Annotated in this window: 16 protein-coding genes; 6 read left to right on the top strand and 10 right to left on the bottom strand. The window is 67.9% G+C overall.

The features are described from left to right. Window positions 1-13: 13 nt before the first annotated feature. A complete protein-coding gene (locus tag MLP_RS05285; RefSeq protein ID WP_013861983.1) occupies window positions 14-877 on the bottom strand; it encodes an aldo/keto reductase in 864 nt (287 codons plus the stop codon). 68 nt (window positions 878-945) lie between these two features. Next, window positions 946-1,605, bottom strand: coding sequence for a GntR family transcriptional regulator (locus tag MLP_RS05280; protein WP_013861982.1), 660 nt, complete (start codon window positions 1,603-1,605; stop codon window positions 946-948). A 274-nt stretch (window positions 1,606-1,879) separates the two neighbouring features. On the opposite strand from MLP_RS05280, the gene MLP_RS26075 reads away from it, so the two are divergent. Beyond that, window positions 1,880-3,070 (top strand): ankyrin repeat domain-containing protein, encoded by a 1,191-nt coding sequence (locus MLP_RS26075; RefSeq protein ID WP_013861981.1) that lies wholly within the window; start codon window positions 1,880-1,882, stop codon window positions 3,068-3,070. Here the strand turns inward: MLP_RS26075 and MLP_RS05270 are convergent, their stop codons facing one another. The 3 genes from MLP_RS05270 to MLP_RS05260 all read right to left on the bottom strand — a co-directional run bounded on the left by MLP_RS05270 (window position 3,071) and on the right by MLP_RS05260 (window position 6,625). Continuing rightward, window positions 3,071-4,129, bottom strand: a complete 1,059-nt coding sequence (locus tag MLP_RS05270; protein WP_013861980.1) for a zinc-dependent alcohol dehydrogenase family protein — start codon at window positions 4,127-4,129, stop codon at window positions 3,071-3,073. It lies immediately after the preceding gene. Window positions 4,130-4,283: 154 nt separating this feature from the next. After that, a complete protein-coding gene (locus MLP_RS05265; RefSeq protein WP_013861979.1) occupies window positions 4,284-5,768 on the bottom strand; it encodes an FGGY-family carbohydrate kinase in 1,485 nt (494 codons plus the stop codon). Further along, complete coding sequence (locus MLP_RS05260; protein ID WP_013861978.1) at window positions 5,768-6,625, bottom strand: DeoR/GlpR family DNA-binding transcription regulator; 858 nt, start codon at window positions 6,623-6,625, stop codon at window positions 5,768-5,770. Before MLP_RS05260 ends, MLP_RS05265 begins: the two co-directional genes overlap by 1 nt. A gap of 276 nt (window positions 6,626-6,901) precedes the next feature. Between MLP_RS05260 and MLP_RS05255 the strand changes: the two genes are divergently transcribed. The 3 genes from MLP_RS05255 (at window position 6,902) to MLP_RS05245 (ending at window position 10,634) form a co-directional block, all read left to right on the top strand. Next, window positions 6,902-8,398, top strand: a complete 1,497-nt coding sequence (locus MLP_RS05255; RefSeq protein WP_156821045.1) for a sugar ABC transporter ATP-binding protein — start codon at window positions 6,902-6,904, stop codon at window positions 8,396-8,398. A gap of 98 nt (window positions 8,399-8,496) precedes the next feature. Further along, window positions 8,497-9,522 (top strand): ABC transporter permease, encoded by a 1,026-nt coding sequence (locus MLP_RS05250; RefSeq protein ID WP_013861976.1) that lies wholly within the window; start codon window positions 8,497-8,499, stop codon window positions 9,520-9,522. A gap of 71 nt (window positions 9,523-9,593) precedes the next feature. Then, a complete protein-coding gene (locus MLP_RS05245; RefSeq protein WP_013861975.1) occupies window positions 9,594-10,634 on the top strand; it encodes a substrate-binding domain-containing protein in 1,041 nt (346 codons plus the stop codon). A 264-nt stretch (window positions 10,635-10,898) separates the two neighbouring features. Here the strand turns inward: MLP_RS05245 and MLP_RS05240 are convergent, their stop codons facing one another. The 3 genes from MLP_RS05240 to rpoB form a co-directional block, all read right to left on the bottom strand. Then, the gene (locus MLP_RS05240; RefSeq protein ID WP_041789747.1) at window positions 10,899-11,345 is read right to left on the bottom strand and encodes a hypothetical protein; all 447 of its coding nucleotides are present in this window, start codon (window positions 11,343-11,345) and stop codon (window positions 10,899-10,901) included. A gap of 258 nt (window positions 11,346-11,603) precedes the next feature. Beyond that, window positions 11,604-15,458, bottom strand: coding sequence for a DNA-directed RNA polymerase subunit beta' (locus MLP_RS05235; protein WP_013861973.1), 3,855 nt, complete (start codon window positions 15,456-15,458; stop codon window positions 11,604-11,606). A gap of 102 nt (window positions 15,459-15,560) precedes the next feature. Further along, the gene (gene rpoB, locus MLP_RS05230; RefSeq protein WP_013861972.1) at window positions 15,561-19,040 is read right to left on the bottom strand and encodes a DNA-directed RNA polymerase subunit beta; all 3,480 of its coding nucleotides are present in this window, start codon (window positions 19,038-19,040) and stop codon (window positions 15,561-15,563) included. A gap of 380 nt (window positions 19,041-19,420) precedes the next feature. Between rpoB and MLP_RS05225 the strand changes: the two genes are divergently transcribed. Then, complete coding sequence (locus tag MLP_RS05225; RefSeq protein WP_013861971.1) at window positions 19,421-19,768, top strand: L-rhamnose mutarotase; 348 nt, start codon at window positions 19,421-19,423, stop codon at window positions 19,766-19,768. Between the two features lie 103 nt (window positions 19,769-19,871). Here MLP_RS05225 and MLP_RS05220 read toward each other — a convergent pair whose 3' ends face one another. Further along, on the bottom strand, window positions 19,872-21,230 hold the full coding sequence (locus tag MLP_RS05220; protein ID WP_156821044.1) for a sensor histidine kinase: 1,359 nt from the start codon (window positions 21,228-21,230) through the stop codon (window positions 19,872-19,874). Between the two features lie 5 nt (window positions 21,231-21,235). Further along, a complete protein-coding gene (locus tag MLP_RS05215; protein WP_013861969.1) occupies window positions 21,236-21,880 on the bottom strand; it encodes a response regulator transcription factor in 645 nt (214 codons plus the stop codon). 110 nt (window positions 21,881-21,990) lie between these two features. Between MLP_RS05215 and MLP_RS05210 the strand changes: the two genes are divergently transcribed. Next, window positions 21,991-23,061, top strand: coding sequence for an iron ABC transporter substrate-binding protein (locus MLP_RS05210; RefSeq protein ID WP_013861968.1), 1,071 nt, complete (start codon window positions 21,991-21,993; stop codon window positions 23,059-23,061). Window positions 23,062-23,083 lie beyond the last annotated feature (22 nt).

The following is a 23,083-nucleotide window of genomic DNA, read 5'->3' as shown; positions in this document are numbered from 1 at the left end:
TAACTCGGCACGGCTATCGGGCCGCGGTGATCTCGGCGTACGTGTCGTCGTCCAGGCGAACAGCCGCTGCGCCGAGGTTCTCCTCCAGGTGCGCGATCGACCCCGTGCCGGGGATCGGCAGCATCGCCGGGGAGCGACGAAGCAGCCAGGCCAGTGCTATCTGCCCCGGCGTCGCGCCCAGCCGCTCGGCGGCGGCAGCGACCGTGCCACCCTGCGCAGCAAGCGCGCCCGCCGAGATCGGCGCCCACGGGATGAACCCGATGCCGTGCGCCGTGCAGTGGTCGAGGACATCCTCCGAGGACCCGTCGGTCAAGTTGTAGCGGTTCTGCACCGTCGCCACACTGAAGTAGCGACCTGCCTCCTCGATCTGCGCCACCGTGACGTTGGACAGACCGAGCGCGGCGACCTTGCCCTCCGACTGCAGCTCGGCCAGCGCCCCGAACTGCTCGGCCAAAGGAACCTGCGGATCGGGTCGGTGCAACTGCAACAGGTCGAGGCGCTCGGTCCGCAGCTTGCGCAGCGACAGTTCCGCCTGCTGGCGCAGATATTCCGGCCGGCCGACGGGCCGCCAGATCCCGGGACCCGGCCGAACCAGCCCGACCTTGGTCGCAATCCGCACACCGGCCGGATAGGGGTAGAGGGCCTCGGCGAGGATCTCCTCACTGACATTGGGCCCGTAGGAGTCCGCAGTGTCGATGAAATCCACCCCCAGCTCGACTGCACGCCGGGCAACGCTGCGGGCGACCTCCCGGTCGGCGGGCTCACCCCAGATGCCTGGGCCGGTGAGCCGCATCGCACCGAAGCCGAGTCTGCGGACCGGGCCGAGATCGACGATGTCGAAGGTGCCGCTCTGCGCGGCCAATGTGGTCGGGGTCATGGTTGGGTCAAACTCTGCTGGTGCCCGACTATTCCCGGCCGCCGATCCCGGTCCGCGACGTCCGACTGTCAAGACTCGATCCCGGGTCCATACGTCCGCAGGGCGGCCCGGCGGCTGGTGGTCAGGTGCTGCTCGGCCAGCCTGCCGGCTCGATCCCGGTCCCGGTCGACCAGTGCACGGTAGAGGCCCGCGTGCTCGTCGGCCATGAGTGTCAGCTCGGTGTGCTGTCCCAACAGCCAGCGCATCCGACTGCGGGTCGAGGTGAAGAGCTCGGTCAGCAAGGTGTTGTGAGCCATCGCGACGACCGTCTCGTGGAAGTCGGCGCCCGCCCGTCGGGCGACCCTGGCGTTTCCCGTCGCGGCAGCCAACTGCTCGCCGGCCAACTGCTCCCCGAGCAGGGCGAGTTGGTCCGCAGTCCCCCGCTCGGCAGCGAGCCGGAACGCCAACGTCTCCAACGCCGACCGCACCTCGATCAGATCCTCGATGTCGTCAGCGGTGAAGGTCCGCACCACCGCCCAGGTACGCGGCCGCGGGGTGACCAGCCCTTCGGCCACCAGGGTCTTGAGCGCATCCCGGATCGGGATCCGACTGACCGCGAGCTCCGCGGCGAGGTCTCGCTCCACCAGCCGGTCGCCGGGAGCGCGGGTGCCGTCGATGATCTGGTCGCGCAGCGTCTGGGCGACCCGCTCCGCCTCGCTCTCGAACGGCCGCCCGAGCGGTTCCCTCACTGGTTCAGCTTGGCTCACTCCAAAAATGGTATACCATTTCGCCGTGCCCACTCGACCTGCCCTGGCCTCGGCTGCTGCGTCCGCGCTGCTGCTCGCCACCCTGACGAGTGCGTGCGCCCCGACGGCGGCCCCGCCAGCCGGAGCGGACGGCTCACCCCACACGAGCCCACCGTCGCGCATGTCCGCAAGCTCGACCCCAACCGCGTCCGGCGGCTCCGGACAACCCACGACTGCACAGACCAAGGAATCCGCACAGACCAAGGAGAAGCCCCGCATGTCCCGCCAGGAAGCGACCCGAGCCCTGCTCCGCGCCGCGGCGACCGGTGACCTCGGCGCGGCGCGCACCGCGATCGCCGCGAAGGCCGATCTCGAGGCGCGCGACGACCGCCGGCGTACGCCGCTGGTGGTAGCCACCAAGGCAAGGCAGACCAAGGTCGCGGTGCTGCTGCTGGAAGCCGGCGCCGATCCGGACGCCAAGGACGACCTACAGGACTCCGCCTTCCTGTATGCGGGCGCCGAGGGCTACAACGAGATCCTGCGCGCGACGCTGCGGCACGGGGCGAATGTGAAGAGCACCAACCGATTCGGCGGCACGGCGCTGATCCCGGCCAGCGAGCACGGGCACACCGAGACCGTCCGGATCCTGATCAACGCCGGGGTGCCGGTGGACCACGTCAACGACCTGAACTGGACCGCGATGCTGGAGGCCATCGTGCTGGGCAATGGCTCGGCCGATCACGTCGACGTCGTCCGTCAGCTGATCGGCGCGGGGGCCGACACCTCGATCCGCGACGGTGACGGCAGGACACCGCGCGCCCTCGCCGCCGCCCGCGGCTACGACCAGATCGTCGCGCTCATCGACGATCGGGACGAGATCCGGGAGCGTGGTCAGCGGCTGATCAAGGCTGCCCGGACCGGCGATCTCGCCCGGGTCGAGCGGTTGCTCGATCAGCACGCCTCGATCGCCGCCCGCGACTCCTCCGGTGCGACAGCGCTGGTCGCGGCGGCGTACGGGAACCATCTCGACATCGCCGAGCGACTCCTCACCGCGGGTGCCGATCCCAACGCCAAGGACGAGACGGTCCAGAGCGCGTACCTGATCGCCACCAGCGAGGTCGGCGACGACCCGCGGCTGCTCCGGCTGACGCTGAAACACGGGGCCGACGTCCGCAGCCTGGACAGCTGGAAGGGCACCGGCCTGATCCGGGCGGCCGACCGCGGCTTCCACCGGGTGATCAAGGTCCTGCTGGACACCGACATCGACATCGACCACGTCAATCGGATCGGCTACACCGCGCTGCACGAGGCGGTGATCCTGGGTGACGGCGGACCGTCGCACCAGCGGACCGTGGCCGCCCTGGTGGCCGCCGGCGTCGACCAGTCCGTCAAAGACCCCAAAGGCGACACTGCTCTGGACGTGGCGCGAGCCCGCGGCTACACCGAGATCATCGACCTGCTGAGCTGATCAGCTCGGGACCAGCGCCGCCTTGCCGGATTTGCCGGCGTCGACCAACTCGTACGCGGTGGCGGCCTGGTCCAGATCGAACCGATCGCTGACGATCACCTCGGGATGCAGCTGCCACACGACCAGCCGGTCCAGCAACTCACGCATCCGGCCGACGCTGGTCACCCAGGAGCCGATCAGGGTGAGCTGGCGATGGATCACCTCGTGGCTGACGTCGAAGCTCATCTCCCCGCCCTCACCGACGAACGCCATCCGGCCCCAACGCCGCAGTCCGGCGAGCGCGGTCCGCCGACCGGCCGCCGAACCAGAACAGTCGACCGCCGCGGTGAAGGTCCCAGCCCCGGCACCGGTCAGGTCGTCGGGCGACAACACGTCGTCGACCGCCCCCAGCTCGAGGGCCAGGGCCGCCCGTTCCCCGGCCGGGTCGGTGCCGTAGACCGGGGCCGCGCCCAGCTTCTTGGCCAGCAGCCCGGCGGCCAGCCCGACCGGGCCGAGACCGGTGATCAGCAGACTGTCCTGACCGGAGATCTGCAGCCGGACCAGCGCCTCGTAGGCGGTGCTGAAACCGCACGCCACGCAGGCACCGTCGACGTAGGTCAGGTAGTCCGGCAGCGGAATGCAGGTGTTCTCCTCCGCCAGCAGATAGTCGCCGTGACCGCCGTCCCGCTGCCAGCCGTACGCCGCGCGCAACGCGCTGGTACAGCTGATGAAGTAGCCCTTGACGCATTCGGAGCACTGGCCGCAGCCGGAGATGTGGTAAACCGCGACCCGCGCGCCCACCCCCAGTCGTTTCACACCCGGACCGATGGCCACCACCTGACCGGCCGGTTCGTGCCCGGCGATCACGTCGTTGTAGCCCTCCGGCCCCGAACCCAGGTGCTCTCGGTAGATGGCCCGCACGTCGCTGCCGCAGATGGTGGAGGCGCCCACCCGCAGCAGCACCTGCCCGTAGCCCGGCGTCGGCACCGGTATGTCATCGGCGACCACGGTGCGCCGTCCGCCCGGCAGATACACCCCCCGCATCCGATCCGGCACGGTCGGGGCCTGGATTGCCGTCATGAACTCTCCTACTCAACGGTTACTCACTGAGACAACACCATCCTGCTCCGCCCGGCCATGCCGGGACAGGGCCGGATGATGCCGAGTTGCTGCCCGTTTCGTGCCCGATTCCTCAGCACCCGATCCTCTGGGACCATTCCTCAGGGCCCTTTCCTCAGGGCCGATTCGGCACACCGTTCTGCAGCGCCGCGATGGCTGCGCACCAGCGACCGAAACGGTCGTCGTGCAGACCGGCCCGCGCCGCCCGCGGGCGGTGCACTCGGATCACCTGGACCCAGCGTCGAGCGGCATCGAGCGGATCGTCGAGCAACCCGACGCCGATGCCGGCCAGCATCGCCGCACCGCGAGCGCCTGCCTCGTGCGTATCGGTGACCTCGACCCGCAACCCGGTGACGTCGGCGAGCAACTGGCTCCACTCGGTGCTGCGCGAGCCACCGCCGGTCAGCCGCACACTGCCCGCGCGGACCCGATCCAGCGGGACCAGCGCGGTCAGCTGCATCCGGTGTTCGTACGCGACCCCTTCCAGGGCGGCACGGACGAGATCATCGGGACCGTGCCAGCCGCCCAGCTCCGCGAAGGCGCCGCCGACGGCGGGATCCAGCCGACTGCCGTGCACGAAGGGCAGGAACAGCGGATCGTCGGCGCCGATCGGCGTGCCGAGCGCCCGACCGACGACCGTGCTGACCGGCTCCTGGGTCAAGCCGGTGATGCTCCGGACCCAATCCACCGCCGCCGCCCCGCCGGGTGAGGTGGCCATCGACAGATAGAGATCATCGACGACCGAACAGCGGGTCTGCCAGGAACGCGAGGCCCGCGGCACGGTGGTCGCGATCTGGTTGATGTTGAAGGTGCCCAACACGCTGCTCAGCGCCCCGTCGGTGAGCGCACCGATGCCCAGCGCCGCCGAGTGCACGTCGTGGCAGCCGGTGATGACCGGCGTGCCGGCGGCCAGCCCGGTCTGCTCCGCAGCCTCGGCAGTCACCACACCGATCACGCCCGCCGAAGCTCGGATGGGCGGCAGCAACCGACCGAGCTCGGCCAGTCCATAGCTCTCCAGCGCGCCGGTCGACCATTGCCGGGTCGAGACATCGCACAGGCCGGCCGCTGCATCGGTGGGATCGGTCGCCACCACCCCGGTCAGCCGCAGCCGAATCCAGTCCTTGCAGAACAGCAGGTGCGCCGCCCGCCGGAGGGAGTCGGGCTCATGGTCACGCAGCCAGGACAGCAGGCAGGCCGGCGCGTAGGGCTCGGGAACCTGGCCGGTCAGTGCCAGCAGTCGCGCCGCGGCCTGCGGAGTCCTCCACTCAGCGCAATAGCCGACGGCGCGGCCGTCGGTGGCCAGGATCCCCGGCCGGACCGGACGCAGCTGAGCATCGACCAGATACACGCCGTCGCCATGCCCCGCCAGACCGACGGCCTGCACCGCGGTCGCCGGTAGGCCCGCATCCGCCAGCGCGTCGGAGATCGCGGCAGCGACCGCCCGCCAGGTCGCCGCCAGATCCCGCTCCTGCCAATGCGGGTGGGGCCGGGACACCTCGACCGGCCGGACCCCCGCGCCGAAGGATCGACCTCGGACATCGAAGACCGCCGCCTTGATCAAGGTGTGTCCGACATCGAGCCCGATGAGGTATCCACTCATCAGACCAGCACGACCTGCACTCGCTGGTTGCGGATCAGCTCCACGGTCCGGCGCGGCGCCGCCGAACCGGTGACGATGCTGTCCAGATCTTTGATCGTCCCGAACGAGGCGAAGGAGTTCAGACCGAACTTGGTCGAATCGGTCACCAGCACCACCCGGCGCGCCGCTGCGATCGCCGCCCGTTTGACGGCCGCCACGCTCAGATCCGGGCAGGTGAGCCCGTGCTTGAGGCTGATGCCGTTGGTGCCGAGGAAGGCGACATCGATTACCAGGTCACCGAGGATCCGACTGGTCAGCTCACCGGAGGCCGCGATCGACCGAGAGCGCACTGTGCCACCGAGCAGCACGACCGTGATCAACGGGTGCGCATGGGTGCTCAAGACGACCGGCACGGACGCGGTCACCACCGTCAGATGATGGGACGGGTTCAATGCCTTGGCCACATAGCCCGCCGTCGAGCCCTCGTCGAGGAAGACCGTCTCGGCGTCGTGGATCTCCTCGACGGCTCGACGCGCGATCCGCGCCTTCTCCTCGGGATTGCGGGCGCGACGGCTGCCCACGTCGCCCTCGAACTCGATCCGGTCGGCCGGCAACGCACCGCCGTGCACCCTGGTGATCAGGCCCTGGACCTCCAATTCGGCGAGATCGCGCCGTACGGTCTCCTGGGCGACCTGCAACTGCGCGGCCAGGTCGAGAACGCTGACCCGCCCGGACTCTCGGGTGAGCTCGACAATCCGTTGGCGCCGCTCCAGTGCGTGAATGAGAACCTCCAGCCTTTCGTGCCCGCCGACAATTTCACCGCATCTGGCGGATCGGCGACCTGGAACGGAACCATATTCGGGCAGTGACTTGGGCATTCCGGGGGCGGGATCGGGCAGGTATCACGCCTCTCCGGCGGTGAGGTCCGCGTACGGGTGCCCGAACGGGCCGACGACTCGGGCTCGAATCGGGCAGCAACCGGAACCACCGAACCCTCGACGCCACCGGGTGCGGATGGCAATGTCCAAGATCGTTCGACCCACGACACTCGACCCAAAGAGGGGACTCATTCGGTGGTCACTCACTCCAATCCTGCCCAAGCTGGGCCGACACCAGAAGACTCTGCTCGAGCGACTGCGGCGGAACCGCGGCAGGTGGCGTTCAAGGCGGTCGGGGTGAAGAAGCACTATCCGGGTGTGAAGGCGTTGGACGGCGTCGAGCTGGAGGGCTACGCCGGCAGCGTGTTGGGGATCTGCGGTGCCAACGGCGCCGGCAAGTCCACTTTCGCGAAGCTACTGGCCGGGGTTCAGACGCCCACCGACGGGGTGATCAACGTGACGGGGTATCCGCATCCGGTGCGCAACGCCGCCGAGGCCGAGCAGGCCGGGGTGCTGATGATGCACCAGGAGCCGTTGATCATCGACGACTTCACCGTTGGGGAGAACGTCTGGCTCTACAAGCTCCGGGCCGGCAAGGACATCCGGCCGTGGGCGGTCAAGCAGGAGACCAACGACAAGCGCACCCGTGAGGTACTGCGCGGTGTCGGTCTGGGGCATCTGAGCACTCGGGATCTGGCCAAGGATCTCGGTCCGGGTCAGCGTCAGATGCTCTCGCTCAGCCGGGCCGCGGTCACCACGCACAAGATCATGATCTTGGACGAGACCACCGCCTCGACCAGCGAGGAGCATTTCAACGACATCCTCGAACTGGTGGCGCGGGAGAAGGCGGCCGGCACCTCGATCATCTTCGTGTCGCACCGGTTGAACGAGGTGTTCGCGATGTGTGACCGGATCGCGGTGCTCCGCAACGGGAAACTGGTCAAGGTGCTGGAGGCGGCGGACACCGACGCCGACGAGATCACCACATTGATGATCGGGCAGGCGTTGAAAGCGCTCGACCGGCCCGCTGCCGTCCAGACCTCCGGCGCCGCACCGGTGCTGGAAGTCCGCGACCTGCACGGCGGCACGGCGCGGGGCGTCTCGTTCGATGTCAATCCGGGCGAGATCCTCGGCTTGTACGGGTTGGTCGGCAGCGGCCGCTCCTCGGTGGCAAGAACGATCACCGGGCAGCGCAAGGCGGCCGGCGGCACCATCAAGCTGCACGGGACCGACGTCAACCTGCCGACGCCGACCGCTGCCGTCGCCAAGCGGATCGCTTATCTGACCGAGGACCGGCGCCTCGAAGGCTTCGTCAAGGACTTCGACAACGGCCAGAACATGAGCCTGGTCGCGCTGCCGAAGATGTCGACCGCCGGCGTCGTCCGGTCGGCCGAGGAGAAGAAGCGGGTCCGCGAGCTGATCGGGGAATACCAGGTCAAGGGCGGCACCACCACCTACACGAGCACGCTCAGCGGCGGCAACCAGCAGAAGGTCGTGGTCGCCAAATGGCTGGAGACCGACCCGGACTTCGTGGTGCTGGACGAGCCGACCAAGGGCATCGACGTCGGCGCCCGCGCCAACATCTACGAGATCATCCACGGCGTGGCCGCCCGTGGGAAGGGCGTGCTGGTGGTGTCCAGCGAAGCCGAGGAACTGCTGTCCCTGTGCCACCGGATCCTGGTGATGCGCAACGGGCAGGTCGTCGGCGAGTTCGACCCGGAGCAGGCCGACACCGACGACCTCATTCGCACCGCTCTCACCCACGTCGACTGACCCCGTCGGCTGGACCTCAGGTCAGCTGAGCCCGTGTCGGTTCATCCCGAACACCCGCTGACCTCACTCTTCCAACGAAGCAAGGAGCCATGTCTCAGATGAGCACGACAACCACCACCCCACCGCCGGTTCACCACTACGAGGAGAACTTCTCCCGCAGTCACGCGCTGGTCAGCTGGCTCAAGGGCCAGTACGCGCTCGGCATCCTCGCCGCCCTGCTGGTGATCGCGACCATCACCCGCGGCAGCATCTTCTGGGGCGCGACCAACATGACCAACCTGCTGCTGCAGATGTCGATCATCGGCGTCGTGGTGCTGGCCCAGCTGATCGTGGTGCTGACCGGCGGTATCGACATCAGCGTCGGCTCGGCCCTGGGACTGGCCGCGGTGGTCGCCGCCGGACTGTTCGGCGGACCCTCGGTGCTGCTCGGCCTGCTGGTCGCGCTCGTCATCGGCGGCATCATCGGCGCCACCAATGGCTGGCTGGTCGCCTTCCGCGGCCTGGAGCCGTTCATCGTCACGCTGGGCATGCTGGCCCTCGCCCGCGGTTTGGTCTACGCGTATGGCAGTGGCATCCCGATCACTCCCGGCGCCGCAGCGACGTACGCGAATCTCGGCCAGACCACCATCGTGGGCATCCCGCTGCTGGCCCTGGTCTGGCTGGCCGCGGTCGCGCTGATCGCGTTCCTGCTCTACCGCACCGTCTGGGGGCGCCGGGTCTATGCGATCGGCTCGAACAAGGAGGCCGCTCGCAGCTCGGGCATTCCGGTCACCGCGACCCTGTGGTCGGTCTACATCCTGGCCGGGCTCCTGGTCGGTCTCGGCGGCTGGATGTTCCTCTGCCGGTTCGCCAGCGGCACGCCGAGCGCGGGCAACCTGATGGAGCTCGAGGCCATCGCGGCGGTCGTCATCGGCGGCGCGCGCCTGTCAGGTGGTCACGGCAAGGTCTTCGGCGCGGTCGTCGGCACGGTCATCTTCGCCGTGATCGCGAACCTGCTGTCTTTGCTGAACATCTCCACCTTCCTGCAGGACGCCTTCCGCGGCGCCCTCATCCTCGTCGCGGTGACCTTGGCCACCGTGCAGTTCGTGCGGCGCAAGGCCGACGCGTCCGGCTCGGCCAAGTAGGCCCAGATCAGGACCTCGGATCAGGACCCCCGATCAGGACCCCCCTGGCTCAGGACATTTGAGGAGACAAGATGAGGTCGACCACCAAGGGCCGCCGTGCGCTCGTCGTCGCAGCGGCCGCGGTGATCTTGACCACCGTGAGCGCGTGCGGGCAGATCTACCCGTCCAGCGAGCCCGCCCAGGGTCCCGCCGGCGGCGTCCAGACCGACCGCAGCAACGTGGTCATCGGGTTCGCCCAGCAACAGCTGCAGGCGCCGTACTTCTCGGCCATGCAGGTGCAGGCGGAGAACATCGCCGGGGAGGAGGGCGTCAAGCTGCTCTTCCAGGCCGCCAACAAGGATCCGGTGATCCAGTCGAACCAGATGCAGGCGATGATGGCCCAGGGCGCCAACGTCTTGATCATGAACGCCACCAGCCCCAAGGGGCAGGTGGAGACGATGACCCAGATCTCGTCCAAGATCCCGGTGATCTACATCGACACCAGCGTCCCGGGCACCGGCACCACCAGCGTCCAGTCCGACAACCTGGCCATCGGTCGGGAGTCGGGCAAGCTCACCGCCAAGCGCTTCAAGGAGCTGGGCAAGGACAGCATCAAGCTGGTGATCATCACCGGTCCCGCGACCGACGAGGTCGTCGGCCCGAACCGTCGTCAGGGATTCCTCGACGGCTTGACCGAAGGCGGCGTGAAGTACGAGATCGGCAGCGAGCAGAACGGGGAGTACCAGCAGGACAAGGGCCAGGTGGCGGCGGAGAACATGCTCGCGGCCAACCCGGACACCGACCTCGTGCTCGGGCTCAACGACGCGATGGCGTTGGGCGCCTACAACGTGATCCGCGGCAAGGCGCAGTACGACGACGTCTACATCGCCGCCTCGGCCGACGGACAGCGGGAGGCGCTGGAGCTGATCAAGCGGGACGGCTGCAAGGGGCGCTACATCTCCACCGGTCTGAACTCCCCCGATCTGGCGACCAAGGATGCGATGCGGATCGCCATCGACATCGCGACCGGGGTCAAGAAGCCGACCGATTTCCCGCCGGAGTCATTCACCCTCGCCGTCGGCATCGGCTGCGAGAACGTCGATGAGTTCTACGACCCGAACAGCATCTTCTGATCACTCGTCGACGCTGTTCGGCCAGCAAGGGGTCCCGTCACCGACGGGGCCCTTTGTGCCGTTTGCGGCCCTTGTGCCGTTTGTGGCCCGCGGGCGCCATCCCACGTGGCCTTCGCACGCCCCGCGATCGTCTGTGGCCCCTGGGCGCCATCCGTACGCGATCCCCGCACGCCCCGCGATCGTCTGTGGCCCCTGGGCGCGAAACGAACCTGGCCCGCGCCCAATCCGCGATCGTTTGTGGCCCTGGGGCGCCAGCCGTACGGATCAGTGGGTGCTGATCGCCCGATAGCGGCCACGGAGGAAGGGCGTCAGGTCAGAGTCGTCCGGCACGGCGATGTCGATCGCGTACGTGAGCTCCTCGCCGTCGATCCCGAACCGGTGCACCGCCCTCCCCTGTTCGCTGGCCTTGCTCAAGACCAGCTCGCCGTCCCGCCAGCCACCGGTGGCGACCGCGGGCGGTTCGGCGTACGAGTCGAACAGCCACCAGGACACCTCGAGGGCTGGATCGACCAGGAACACCCCGTGCGCGTAGAACTCCGACCCATCCGCGCGCACCTGGCGATAGTCGGACACCATCGCTGACCCACCGACCTCGGCCCGGAAGCTCAGGATGGCCCGAGCCGTTGTCGCCGGGCCCCAAGGTGACGCGGACTGCTCCTCCACGCCCTGCCAATGGCCGAACAACGGTGCGAACACCTCGATGACCCTCACCCGCCCCACGCTATCGGGACACCTCCCCGCCACCCCGATCCCCCACTTCGCACCGTTTCCTGCGACTTCGCACCACGCGTGCTTGGTGCGGAGTAGCAGGAAATGGTGCGAAGTCGGAAATGGGATGGTGGGGCAACGCGGGGAGAGCGGCAGCGGGCGGGAGAGCGGGAGAGAGTGGCAGGGCCCCGAGAGCACGGAACTCGCGGGGCCCTGTCAGCGCCTAGCCTCCGGAGGTAAACCCGGAGGCGTCGATCGAACTCAGCGGTAGTCGCCGAGGTCGAACTCCTCCAGCGGCACGGCCGCACCGGAGCCGGAGCCGAAGTCGTAGTCGAACTGGTCGTAGCCGACCATCGAGTACGCCTGTGCCCGCGCCTCCGCGGTCGGCTCGACCCGGATGTTGCGGTACCGCTCCAGGCCGGTGCCGGCCGGGATCAGCTTGCCGAGGATGACGTTCTCCTTCAGACCCAGCAGGCTGTCGGACTTGCCGTGGATGGCCGCGTCCGTCAACACCTTGGTGGTCTCCTGGAACGACGCCGCCGACAGCCACGACTCGGTGGCCAGCGATGCCTTGGTGATGCCCATCAGCACCGGACGACCCGAGGCGGGGGTGCCGCCCTCGGCGACGACCTGGCGGTTGGCGGCCTCGTACGAGAGCCGATCGACCAGGTCGCCAGCGAGCAGGTTGGAGTCGCCGGACTCGATCACGGTCACCCGGCGCAACATCTGCCGGATGATGATCTCGATGTGCTTGTCGTGGATCGGCGCACCCTGGGTCCGGTAGACCGACTGCACCTCGTCGACCAAGTGCTCCTGCACCCGCCGCACACCCAGCACCCGCAGGACGTCCTGCGGATCCGGCGTACCCGCCGTGAGCTGCTGACCAGCCGTCACCCGGTCGCCGTCCTCGACCAGCAGTCGAGCCCGGCGGCTGACGGTGAACTCGGCCGGCTCCGAACCGTCGTCGGGGGTGACGATGATCTTCTTCAGTCGGTCGGAGTCCTCGATCACCACGCGCCCGGCAGCCTCCGAGATCGGCGCCTTGCCCTTGGGCTGACGGGCCTCGAACAACTCCTGGACACGCGGCAGACCCTGGGTGATGTCGTCACCGGCCACACCACCGGTGTGGAAGGTACGCATCGTCAGCTGGGTGCCGGGCTCGCCGATCGACTGCGCGGCGACGATACCCACGGCCTCGCCCACGTCGACGATCTTGCCGGTGGCCAGTGAGCGCCCGTAGCACATGGCACAGGTGCCGCTGGTCGACTCGCAGGTCAACACGCTGCGCACCTTGACCTGACGCACCCCGGCCTCGACCAGCAGACCGATGTTCACGTCGCCCAGATCCACCCCGGCAGCAAGGAGCACCTCACCGTCGGGACCGATCACGTCGGTGGCCAGCGTCCGGGCGTACACGGCGGTCTCGACGTGCTCCTCCAGCACGAGGTGACCGTCCTCACCGGAGGCGATGGTCTTGGTCAGACCCCGCTCGGTGCCGCAGTCCTCCTCGCGGATGATCACGTCCTGCGCCACGTCGACCAGACGACGGGTCAGATAGCCGGAGTCCGCCGTCCGCAGCGCGGTGTCGGCCTGGCCCTTACGACCACCGTGAGTGGAGATGAAGTACTCCAGCACCGACAGACCCTCGCGGAAGTTCGACTTGATCGGCCGCGCGATGATCTCGCCCTTCGGGTTCACCACCAGTCCACGCATGGCGGCGATCTGGCGCATCTGCACCATGTTCCCGCGGGCACCGGAGTGAACCATCATGTAGATCGGGTTGGTCTTGGAGAAGTTGGCCTCCATCGCCGTCCCGAGCCGGCTGGTCGCGTCGGTCCAGATCTCGATCAGTTCCTGGCGCCGCTCGTCCTCGGTGATCAGACCGCGCTCGTACTGCCGGTCGATCTTGCTCGCCCGGTCCTCGTAGCCCGACAGGATCTCGGCCTTGTTGGCCGGGGTGCTGACGTCGCCGATGGACACGGTGACACCGGAGCGGGTGGCCCAGTGGAAGCCCAGGTCCTTCAGGGCGTCCAGGGTGTGCGCCACGTCTACCTTGGGGTAGCGCTCGGCGAGGTCGTTGACGATCTGACCCAGCTGCTTCTTGCCCACCTCGTAGTCGACGTACGGATAGTCCGCCGGCAACGCCTCGTTGAACAGGGCCCGGCCGAGCGTGGTCTCCAGCAGGATCGTCCCGTTCGGGTTCAGCTCCCGATCGGCCGGCGGCACGATGTCGTGCAGCCGCAGCTTGATCTTGGACTGGACGCTCAACTCATGGCGGTCGAAGGCCATCAGGGCCTCCGCCACCGAGCCGAACACCCGGCCCTCGCCCTCGGCGCCGTCGCGCTGCATGGTGAGGAAGTACATCCCGATGATCATGTCCTGGGTGGGCATGGTTACCGGCCGGCCGTCGGCAGGCTTGAGGATGTTGTTGGTCGACAGCATCAAGATCCGAGCCTCGGCCTGTGCCTCCGCGGACAGCGGCAGGTGGACCGCCATCTGGTCGCCGTCGAAGTCGGCGTTGAAGGCGGTGCAGACCAGCGGGTGGATCTGGATGGCCTTGCCCTCGATCAGCTGGGGCTCGAACGCCTGGATGCCCAGCCGGTGCAGCGTCGGTGCGCGGTTCAGCAGCACGGGATGCTCGGCGATGACCTCTTCGAGCACGTCCCAGACGACCGGCCGCTGCCGCTCCACCATCCGCTTGGCGGACTTGATGTTCTGGGCGTGGTTGAGGTCGTCCAGCCGCTTCATCACGAACGGCTTGAACAGCTCCAGCGCCATCGCCTTGGGCAGACCGCACTGGTGCAGCTTGAGCTGCGGGCCGACCACGATGACCGAACGGCCGGAGTAGTCGACGCGCTTGCCGAGCAGGTTCTGCCGGAACCGGCCCTGCTTGCCCTTGAGCATGTCGGAGATCGACTTGAGCGGACGGTTGCCCGGACCGGTGACCGGCCGGCCACGGCGGCCGTTGTCGAACAGCGAGTCGACGGCCTCCTGCAGCATCCGCTTCTCGTTGTTCACGATGATCTCGGGCGCACCGAGGTCGAGCAGCCGCTTCAGCCGGTTGTTCCGGTTGATCACCCGGCGATACAGGTCGTTCAGGTCGGAGGTGGCGAACCGGCCGCCGTCCAACTGCACCATCGGACGCAGGTCCGGCGGGATGACCGGGACGCAGTCGAGCACCATCCCGACGGGCGAGTTCTTGGTGGTCAGGAACGCCGAGACGACCTTGAGCCGCTTCAGGGCGCGGGTCTTGCGCTGGCCCTTGCCGGTGAGGATGGTCTCCTTCAGCGACGCGGCCTCGGCCTCGAGATCGAAGGTCTCCAGGCGACGCTTGATCGCAGCCGCGCCCATCGAGCCCTCGAAGTACTTGCCGAACCGGTTCTTCATCTCCCGGTAGAGCACCTCGTCGCCCTCGAGGTCTTGCACCTTGAGGTTCTTGAAGCGGTTCCAGACCGCGTCGAGCCGGTCCAGCTCACGCTGGGCGCGGTCGCGCAGCTGCTTGACTTCACGCTCGGCACCTTCGCGGACCTTGCGCTTGGCGTCGGCCTTCGCGCCCTCGGCCTCGAGGGTGGCGGTGTCCTCCTCCAGCTTCTTCATCCGGGTCTCGATGTCGGAGTCCCGACGACCCTCGAGCTGCTTGCGCTCGACGTCGATCTTGGCCTCCAGCGAGGACAGGTCGCGGTGCCGAGCCTCGTCGTCGACGCCGGTGATCATGTACGCCGCGAAGTAGATGACCTTCTCCAGGTCCTTCGGGGCGATGTCGAGCAGGTAGCCCAGCCGGCTGGGCACACCCTTGAAGTACCAGATGTGGGTCACCGGGGCGGCGAGCTCGATGTGACCCATCCGCTCGCGCCGAACCTTCGAGCGGGTGACCTCGACGCCACACCGCTCGCAGATGATGCCCTTGAAGCGCACCCGCTTGTACTTGCCGCAGTAGCACTCCCAGTCCCGGGTGGGACCGAAGATCTTCTCGCAGAACAGACCGTCACGCTCCGGCTTGAGCGTGCGGTAGTTGATCGTCTCCGGCTTCTTGACCTCACCGTGCGACCACTGACGGATCTCATCTGCCGTCGCCAGGCCGATGCGGATCTCGTCGAAGAAGTTCACGTCGAGCACTTGGTTATCTCTTCTCTTTAGTCACTCGTTGTTGCTTGTGATGCTCAGGACCGACCGCGGTCGGAGCCAGGAGTACGCGTACGGCCCCTGGCCCCGGCACGATCAGACTTCTTCGACGCCCAACGACTCGCCCGGCCGACGGGAGAGGTCGATGCCGAACTCCTCGCTGGCGCGGTAGTTGTCGTCGTCGGAGTCGCGCAGCTCGACCTCGGTGCCGTCGGAGGACAGCACCTCCACGTTCAGGCAGAGCGACTTCATCTCCTTGACCAGCACCTTGAAGGACTCAGGGATGCCGGGCTCGGGGATGTTCTCGCCCTTGACGATGGCCTCGTACACCTTCACGCGGCCGTGGATGTCGTCGGACTTGATGGTGAGCAGTTCCTGCAGGGCCCAGGCGGCGCCGTACGCCTCCAGTGCCCACACCTCCATCTCGCCGAACCGCTGGCCACCGAACTGTGCCTTACCGCCCAACGGCTGCTGGGTGATCATCGAGTACGGACCGGTGGAACGAGCGTGGATCTTGTCGTCGACCAGGTGGTGCAGCTTCAGCATGTAGATGTAGCCGACGCCGACCGGGGACGGGAACGGCTCACCGGAGCGGCCGTCGAACAGCCGGGCCTTGCCGTCGCCGTCGACCAGCTGGATGCCGTCGCGGTTGGGCAGCGAGTTGGTCAACAGACCGGTGATCTCCTCCTCGGTGGCACCGTCGAAGACGGGGGTCGCCAGCCGCTTGTCACCGTCGACATGGCCGAGGCCGATGCCGCGGAGCCGCTCGGCCCACTCACCCTCGACACCCTCGAGATCCCAGCCGGACTTGGCCACCCAGCCGAGGTGGGTCTCCAACACCTGGCCGACGTTCATCCGGCTCGGCACACCGAGCGGGTTGAGCACGATGTCGACCGGAGTGCCGTCCTCCAGGAACGGCATGTCCTCGATCGGCAGGATCTTGGAGATGACGCCCTTGTTGCCATGCCGGCCGGCCAGCTTGTCGCCGTTGGAGATCTTCCGCTTCTGGGCCACGTAGACCCGAACCAGCTGGTTGACCCCCGGCGCGAGCTCGTCGTCGGAGTCGCGGTCGAAGACGCGGACACCGATCACGGTGCCGGACTCGCCGTGCGGCACCTTCAGCGAGGTGTCGCGCACCTCGCGGGCCTTCTCACCGAAGATCGCGCGCAGCAGGCGCTCCTCCGGGGTCAGCTCGGTCTCGCCCTTCGGGGTGACCTTGCCGACCAGGATGTCGCCGGTGCTGACCTCCGCGCCGATCCGGATGATGCCGCGCTCGTCGAGATCGGCCAGCATCTCCTCGGAGACGTTCGGGATGTCCCGGGTGATCTCCTCGGCACCGAGCTTGGTGTCGCGGGCGTCGACCTCGTGCTCCTCGATGTGGATCGAGGTGAGCACGTCGTCCTGCACGAGGCGCTGCGACAGGATGATCGCGTCCTCGTAGTTGTGACCCTCCCACGGCATGAAAGCGACCAGCAGGTTGCGGCCGAGCGCCATCTCCGCGTCGTCGGTGCAGGGACCGTCGGCAAGCGGGCTGCCCTTCTCCACCCGCTGCCCGACCTCGACCAGCGGCCGCTGGTTGATGCAGGTGCCCTGGTTGGAGCGGCGGAACTTCGCCAGTCGGTACGTCTTGTAGGTGCCGTCGTCGTGCGCCACGTCGATCAGGTCGGCGGAGACCGAGGTCACCACGCCCGGATCGGTGGCGGTGGTCACGTCACCGGCATCGACCGCACCCCGGTACTCCATCCCGGTACCCACGAACGGGGCATCGGAACGGATCAGCGGCACGGCCTGTCGCTGCATGTTCGAGCCCATCAGCGCGCGGGAGGCGTCGTCGTGCTCGAGGAACGGGATCATCGCGGTGGCGACCGACACCATCTGACGCGGCGACACGTCCATGTAACCGACCTCGGACGAGGGAACCTCGTCGGTCTCGCCGTGCCGCTTGCGGACCAGCACGCGGTCGGTGGCGAAGGAGCCGTCGGCATTCAGCTTGGCGTTGGCCTGCGCGATGACGTATCGGTCCTCCTCGTCGGCGGTCAGGTAGTCCACCTGATCGGTGACCAGGCCGTCGACGACCCGGCGGTACGGCGTCTCGACGAAACCGAACGCGTTCACCCGGGCGAAGCTGGCCAACGAGCCGATCAGACCGATGTTCGGGCCTTCCGGCGTCTCGATCGGGCACATCCGGCCGTAGTGGCTGGTGTGCACGTCGCGCACCTCCATGCCCGCGCGGTCACGGGAGAGACCGCCCGGGCCCAGCGCCGAGAGGCGACGCTTGTGCGTCAGGCCGGCGACCGGGTTGGTCTGGTCCATGAACTGCGACAGCTGCGAGGTGCCGAAGAACTCCTTCAGCGCCGCGACCACCGGGCGGATGTTGATCAGGGTCTGCGGCGTGATCGCCTCGACGTCCTGAGTCGTCATCCGGTCGCGCACCACGCGCTCCATCCGGCCCAGGCCGGTGCGCAGCTGATTCTGGATCAGCTCGCCCACGGTCCGCAGCCGGCGGTTGCCGAAGTGGTCGATGTCGTCCTCTTCGACGATCAGCTCACCGCGCGGCGCCTCGAGGGTCTCCCGGCCCTCGTGCAGCGCGACCACGAAGCGGATCGCGGCGACGATGTCGTCGATGGTCAAGACCTGCTTGTCGAACGGTTCGTCCAGACCCAGCTTCTTGTTGATCTTGTAGCGACCGACCTTGGCCAGGTCGTACCGCTTCGGGTTGAAGAAGTAGTTCTCCAACAGCGCCTGCGCGGCCTCACGGGTCGGCGGCTCGCCTGGGCGGAGCTTGCGGTAGATGTCGAGCAGCGCCTCGTCCTGGGTGGAGGTGTGGTCCTTCTCCAGGGTGAGCCGCATCGACTCGTACTCCCCGAATTCCTCCAGGATCTGCGCGTCGGTCCAGCCGAGCGCCTTGAGCAGCACGGTGACGTTCTGCTTGCGCTTGCGGTCGAGTCGGACGCCGACCATGTCGCGCTTGTCGATCTCGAACTCCAGCCACGCACCGCGCGACGGGATCACCTTGCAGGTGAAGATGTCCTTGTCGGAGGTCTTGTCGGTGGTCTGCTCGAAGTAGACGCCGGGCGAACGAACGAGCTGGGAGACGACCACGCGCTCGGTGCCGTTGATGACGAAGGTGCCCTTGTCGGTCATCAGCGGGAAGTCGCCCATGAAGACCGTCTGGGACTTGATCTCGCCGGTCTCGTTGTTCATGAACTCGGCGGTGACGAACAGCGGCGCCGCGTACGTCACGTCGCGGTCCTTGCACTCGTCGACGGTGTTCTTCGGCGGCTCGAAGCGGTGGTCCCGGAAGGACAGCGACATGGTGCCGGAGAAGTCCTCGATCGGGGAGATCTCCTCGAAGATCTCCTCCAGACCGGACTTCGTGTTCACATCCGTACGGCCCTCCTCCAAGGCCAGCTCGACCCGGTCACGCCAGGCGGCGTTCCCGACGAGCCAATCGAAGGAATCGATCTGCAGATCCAGCAGGTCCGGGACCTCCATGGGCTCTGCGATCTTGGCGAAGGAGATACGACCGGTGGGAGAGACAGCGGGGCTATCAAGGGCGGTGCGCGAGGCGGCCAACAGTGGGTCCTTCCGAGACTCGCAGTGTGTCATGTTGTGGCTCTGCGCATGACAAACAGCCCGTGTCAAATGAAACGGGTCGTTGAAATGGCTAGGGCAAACCCCAACAGTACACAGAAGAGGGCGCGAAGTCAAGACTCAAAGCGCACGGCGGAGCAGAACAGGCAAATCACTTGCTGCTCGGGTGGAAGCATACTCATGATCTGGTCTTTGACAAGGAGGGATGAAGGTGTCGCGGCATTGTCGCGTTGCAGCGACCCCCAAGACCTGATCTGCTCGATCTTGTCGGCTTCGCTCGATCTACAGATAGAGCAAGACCGACAAGATCGAGCAGATCGTGGGTCGATAGCGTGGAGCGCCGGTCACAGAGAGAGGTCACCATGCAGCGCATCTGCGAGCTCATCCACGTACGGCCTGAGGCCATCGCCGAGTACAAGCGGATCCACGCCGAGGTCTGGCCGACCGTGCTGGCCCGACTGCGGGCCTCCAACATCACCAACTACTCCATCTATCTACGCGAGCCGGAGAACCTGCTGATCGCCTACTACGAGTACGTCGGCGACGACCTCGCCGCCGATCGGGCGGCGATCGCGGCCGACCCGGAGACGCAGCGCTGGTGGGTGATCGCCGATCCGATGCAGCAACCGCTGAGCTCGCTGCCGCCGGCCGAGGGATCCCAGGGCGGCGGCTGGTGGGCCTCGACCGAGGAGGTCTTCCACCTCAACTGACCCCACTCGCCTCCCAGGATCTGCTCGATCTTGTCGGCTTCGCACCATCTATAGATCGAGCGAGACCGACAAGATCGAGCGACACCGGGGTATGGGCAAGGGCTCAGGGGCGGGGCAGGGTGATCAGGGCGGTGGCGCCGGTGCCATCGGCGGCGGCACCCGGCAGCAGCCGCAACCGGCCGCCGGCTGCCTCAACCGCGGCAGTGGCCAGCCGCAGCCCGGCGTGCCCGGGTTCCTCGGTCAACTCCACGGGCCAGCCCTGGCCGTCGTCACTGACCAAGATGGTCACGATGCCCGGCCCTTGGTCCACCCGGACGGTCACGGTCTCCGCAGCGGCGTGCCGGACGGCATTGCGGAGCAGTTCCGCGACCACCGAGAGCAACAGCGCCCTGGTGCCCGGCGCCAGCTCCGGGTCGTCAGGTACCTGTACCGTCACCGCCGGCACTCCCTCACTCGTCCGAGTCAGCTCCGCCGCCAGGGCCTCCACCACCCCGGCAAGGTCGGTCGCCGCGACCACCGGACCGGCCAGCTCACCGAGTTTGCCGCGCAGCGCGGTGAGGTCCTCATCGGCCAAGGCGTGAGCCTGCTCCAGCAGCCGTCGATCGGCCGACTCCAACTGGTCGGCCCGGCCCAGCACCAGGTCGATGATCACGCCGGTGGTGGCCAGATGCTGCACCAGGCCGTCGTGCAGCCACCGCGCCAGACTCGTTCGCTCCGCCTCGGAGGCCTCCAGCGCCGCCCGCACCAGTTCGCTGCGATCCGCCTCGATCCGCGACACCCGCCGGGCGAGCCGGACGGCCAGCGGCAGGGTCGCGGCACTCAGCACCAGGAGTCCGGCCAGCGACACCGGAAGTGCATGGGCGAGCACCACCCGGGTGGTCGCGGCCACGCTGGCCGGCACATAGACCTCGAGTCGCAACTGCGTACCGGCCCGATCGGTGAACGCACGATAGACCTCGAGCAGCCGGTCAGCCTGGTCGTTCTCGTACCGGTGCTCGGGCGTCTGCGGCACCATGGCCACGACCGTCGGCTGTGCCGCCATCCGCGCCGCGAGCTCGGGATCGTACGGCCGGCGGTCTCCTTCCACTGCCGGCACGTCGGAGTAGATGACGACCGCCTCGTCGCCCTCGACCCGCCACACCTTGACCCGGTAGAGCACCCCACTGGACAGGAACGGGTGGAACAACTCGGTCAACGCAGCACGGTCGACCGTCGCCTCGGGCCCCAGGTCAGCCTCGGACAGCGGCCCGAGGACGACATCGGTCACCGCCAGCCCGGTCTGCCCGGCCATCCGGAACGCCTCACCGCGCGCGAACACCCAACTCGCGCCCGCGACCAGCACCGTGACCAAGATCAGCGCGCCCGTCACCGTGAGCAGATGGACGGTGACCGCGCGGCGCACGGTTCCCGGGGCCCCCGAACTGCCTGGCACCGGCGTCGAGCCGGAACGGGCGGCTCTCACCGAGCTCACCGGCCGTCGAGACGGACGAGCCCCAACTGGGCCGCGTTGACGATCGCCTCCAGCTGACTGTGCGCGCCCAGCTTGGCCAGCAGGGCGCGTACGTGGTCGCGCACCGTGTAGACCGACAATCCCATCTGGCGCGCGATCCCCCGCACGTCCAGCCCGACGGCAAGCAGACCCAGCACCTCGTGCTCGCGGGCCGTCAGCCCGGGTCGGCCCGCCGCCTGCGCTTCCCAGCGTTGCGCCGGCACCTCCCCGCCTCTCAGGGCAGCCACCACCGCGGTCAGACTGACCTCCTTGGCCAACAAGGCGACCGCTCCCAGGGCCAGTGCCTCGCGCTTCAGGTCCGGCCGGGGATGGGCACTGATCATCACCACCCGACACGTCGGATCTGCGGCGAGCAGCGGCGCGATCAGCTCCAGTCCCGAGCCATCGGGCAGGCAGACATCGACCAAAGCCCCATTCACCGGAGTGCTCATCAGCCGGGTCCGGGCCTCGGTGAGGGTGTGGGCAACCTCGGCGCAGGCAACTCCGTGCCGTCCATCCAATCCGTACGCGAGCGCGTCGCACCAGACCCGATGGTCGTCCACGACCAGCACCTGCCGTATCCGCGCGGCGGTGCTGCCGACCGCTCCTCCGACTGGCGTCACCCCCCGAATTCTAGGGAGAAGGAGGCGAGCGAGCCAAGGCTAGCCTAATTTCGCCCCGCTGCCCGGGGCCCATCGTCACTCGACTCATCACTCGATCGTCAGGAACCACCATGCCCATCACTCATCGGCTCATCAGTCGCCGCCGCCTGGCCGCACTCGGCCTGGCCACCGTCCTCAGCGCGACCTTGGTCGGCTGCTCAGACGCCAGCGAGTCCGCCGGGGAAGGCGCCTCGCCCTCGGCGTCGGCACCGCAGACCGTGGTGCTCTATTCCGGCCGCTCCGAGGAGCTCGTCGGACCGCTGATCGAGAAGTTCGAGGCGGCCACCGGTATCACCGTCGAGACCCGGTACGGCAGCACCACCGAGATGGCGGCCCAGCTGCTGGAGGAGGGCGACAAGTCACCGGCGCAGGTGTTCCTCTCCCAGGACGCGGGCGCGCTCGGGGCGGTCGCCGACGCCGGTCTGTTCACCACCCTGCCGACCGAGGTGTCCGGCGCGGTCGATCCCAAGTACACCTCTCGGGACGGATCCTGGGTCGGGCTGACCGGCCGCGCACGGGTGATCGTCTACGACGGCCAGAAGCTGAAGGCCGACGAGGTGCCCGACGAGGTCACCGCCTTGACCGCCCCGGAATGGAAGGGCCGGGTCGGCATCGCGCCGACCAATGCCTCCTTCCAGGCGTTCGTCACCGCGCTGCGCGTCAGTGAGGGTGAGGCGGCCGCCGAGAAGTGGCTGACCGATCTGAAGGCCAACGACGTCAAGATCTTCGAGGGCAACGGCCAGATCCTGGAGGCCGTCAACACCGGCACCCTCGACACCGGCCTGATCAACCACTACTACTGGTTCGAGACCGCCTCCGAGGTCGGCGCGGACAAGATGCGCGCTCAGCTCAAGTACGGCAAGCCGGGCTCCACCAGCGCGCTGGTCAATGTGACCGGAGCCGGCGTGATGAAGGGCAACGAGGAGAACGCGGCCGCCAACGAGCTGGTCGCCTGGCTGGTCGGCAAGGATGCTCAGGCCTACTTCGTCGAGCAGACCTACGAGTATTCGCTGGTCCCGGGTGCGGCAGGACCGCAGGGTGCACCGGCCTTCGCCGACCTGCAGGGTCCGGATCTGGATCTGGCCGACCTGGCATCGCTGGAGGAGACCGTCGCCCTGCTGCAAAAGGTGCAGCTCGTCTAGGCGCGTCGGACCATCACCAGCC

Origin of the sequence: Microlunatus phosphovorus NM-1 (genome assembly GCF_000270245.1) — a bacterium.
Lineage (GTDB): Bacteria > Actinomycetota > Actinomycetes > Propionibacteriales > Propionibacteriaceae > Microlunatus > Microlunatus phosphovorus.
The sequence above is the reverse complement of the archived record's forward strand: the minus strand, read 5'-3'. Positions and strand labels throughout refer to the sequence as shown.

What these genes read in the sequence shown, in the direction of transcription:
- MLP_RS05285 (WP_013861983.1), bottom strand. Translation starts at nt 877, where the DNA reads ATGACCCCGACCACATTGGCCGCGCAGAGCGGCACCTTCGACATCGTC.
- MLP_RS26075 (WP_013861981.1), top strand. Translation starts at nt 1,880, where the DNA reads ATGTCCCGCCAGGAAGCGACCCGAGCCCTGCTCCGCGCCGCGGCGACC.
- MLP_RS05270 (WP_013861980.1), bottom strand. Translation starts at nt 4,129, where the DNA reads ATGACGGCAATCCAGGCCCCGACCGTGCCGGATCGGATGCGGGGGGTG.
- MLP_RS05265 (WP_013861979.1), bottom strand. Translation starts at nt 5,768, where the DNA reads ATGAGTGGATACCTCATCGGGCTCGATGTCGGACACACCTTGATCAAG.
- MLP_RS05260 (WP_013861978.1), bottom strand. Translation starts at nt 6,625, where the DNA reads ATGCCCAAGTCACTGCCCGAATATGGTTCCGTTCCAGGTCGCCGATCC.
- MLP_RS05250 (WP_013861976.1), top strand. Translation starts at nt 8,497, where the DNA reads ATGAGCACGACAACCACCACCCCACCGCCGGTTCACCACTACGAGGAG.
- MLP_RS05245 (WP_013861975.1), top strand. Translation starts at nt 9,594, where the DNA reads ATGAGGTCGACCACCAAGGGCCGCCGTGCGCTCGTCGTCGCAGCGGCC.
- MLP_RS05225 (WP_013861971.1), top strand. Translation starts at nt 19,421, where the DNA reads ATGCAGCGCATCTGCGAGCTCATCCACGTACGGCCTGAGGCCATCGCC.
- MLP_RS05210 (WP_013861968.1), top strand. Translation starts at nt 21,991, where the DNA reads ATGCCCATCACTCATCGGCTCATCAGTCGCCGCCGCCTGGCCGCACTC.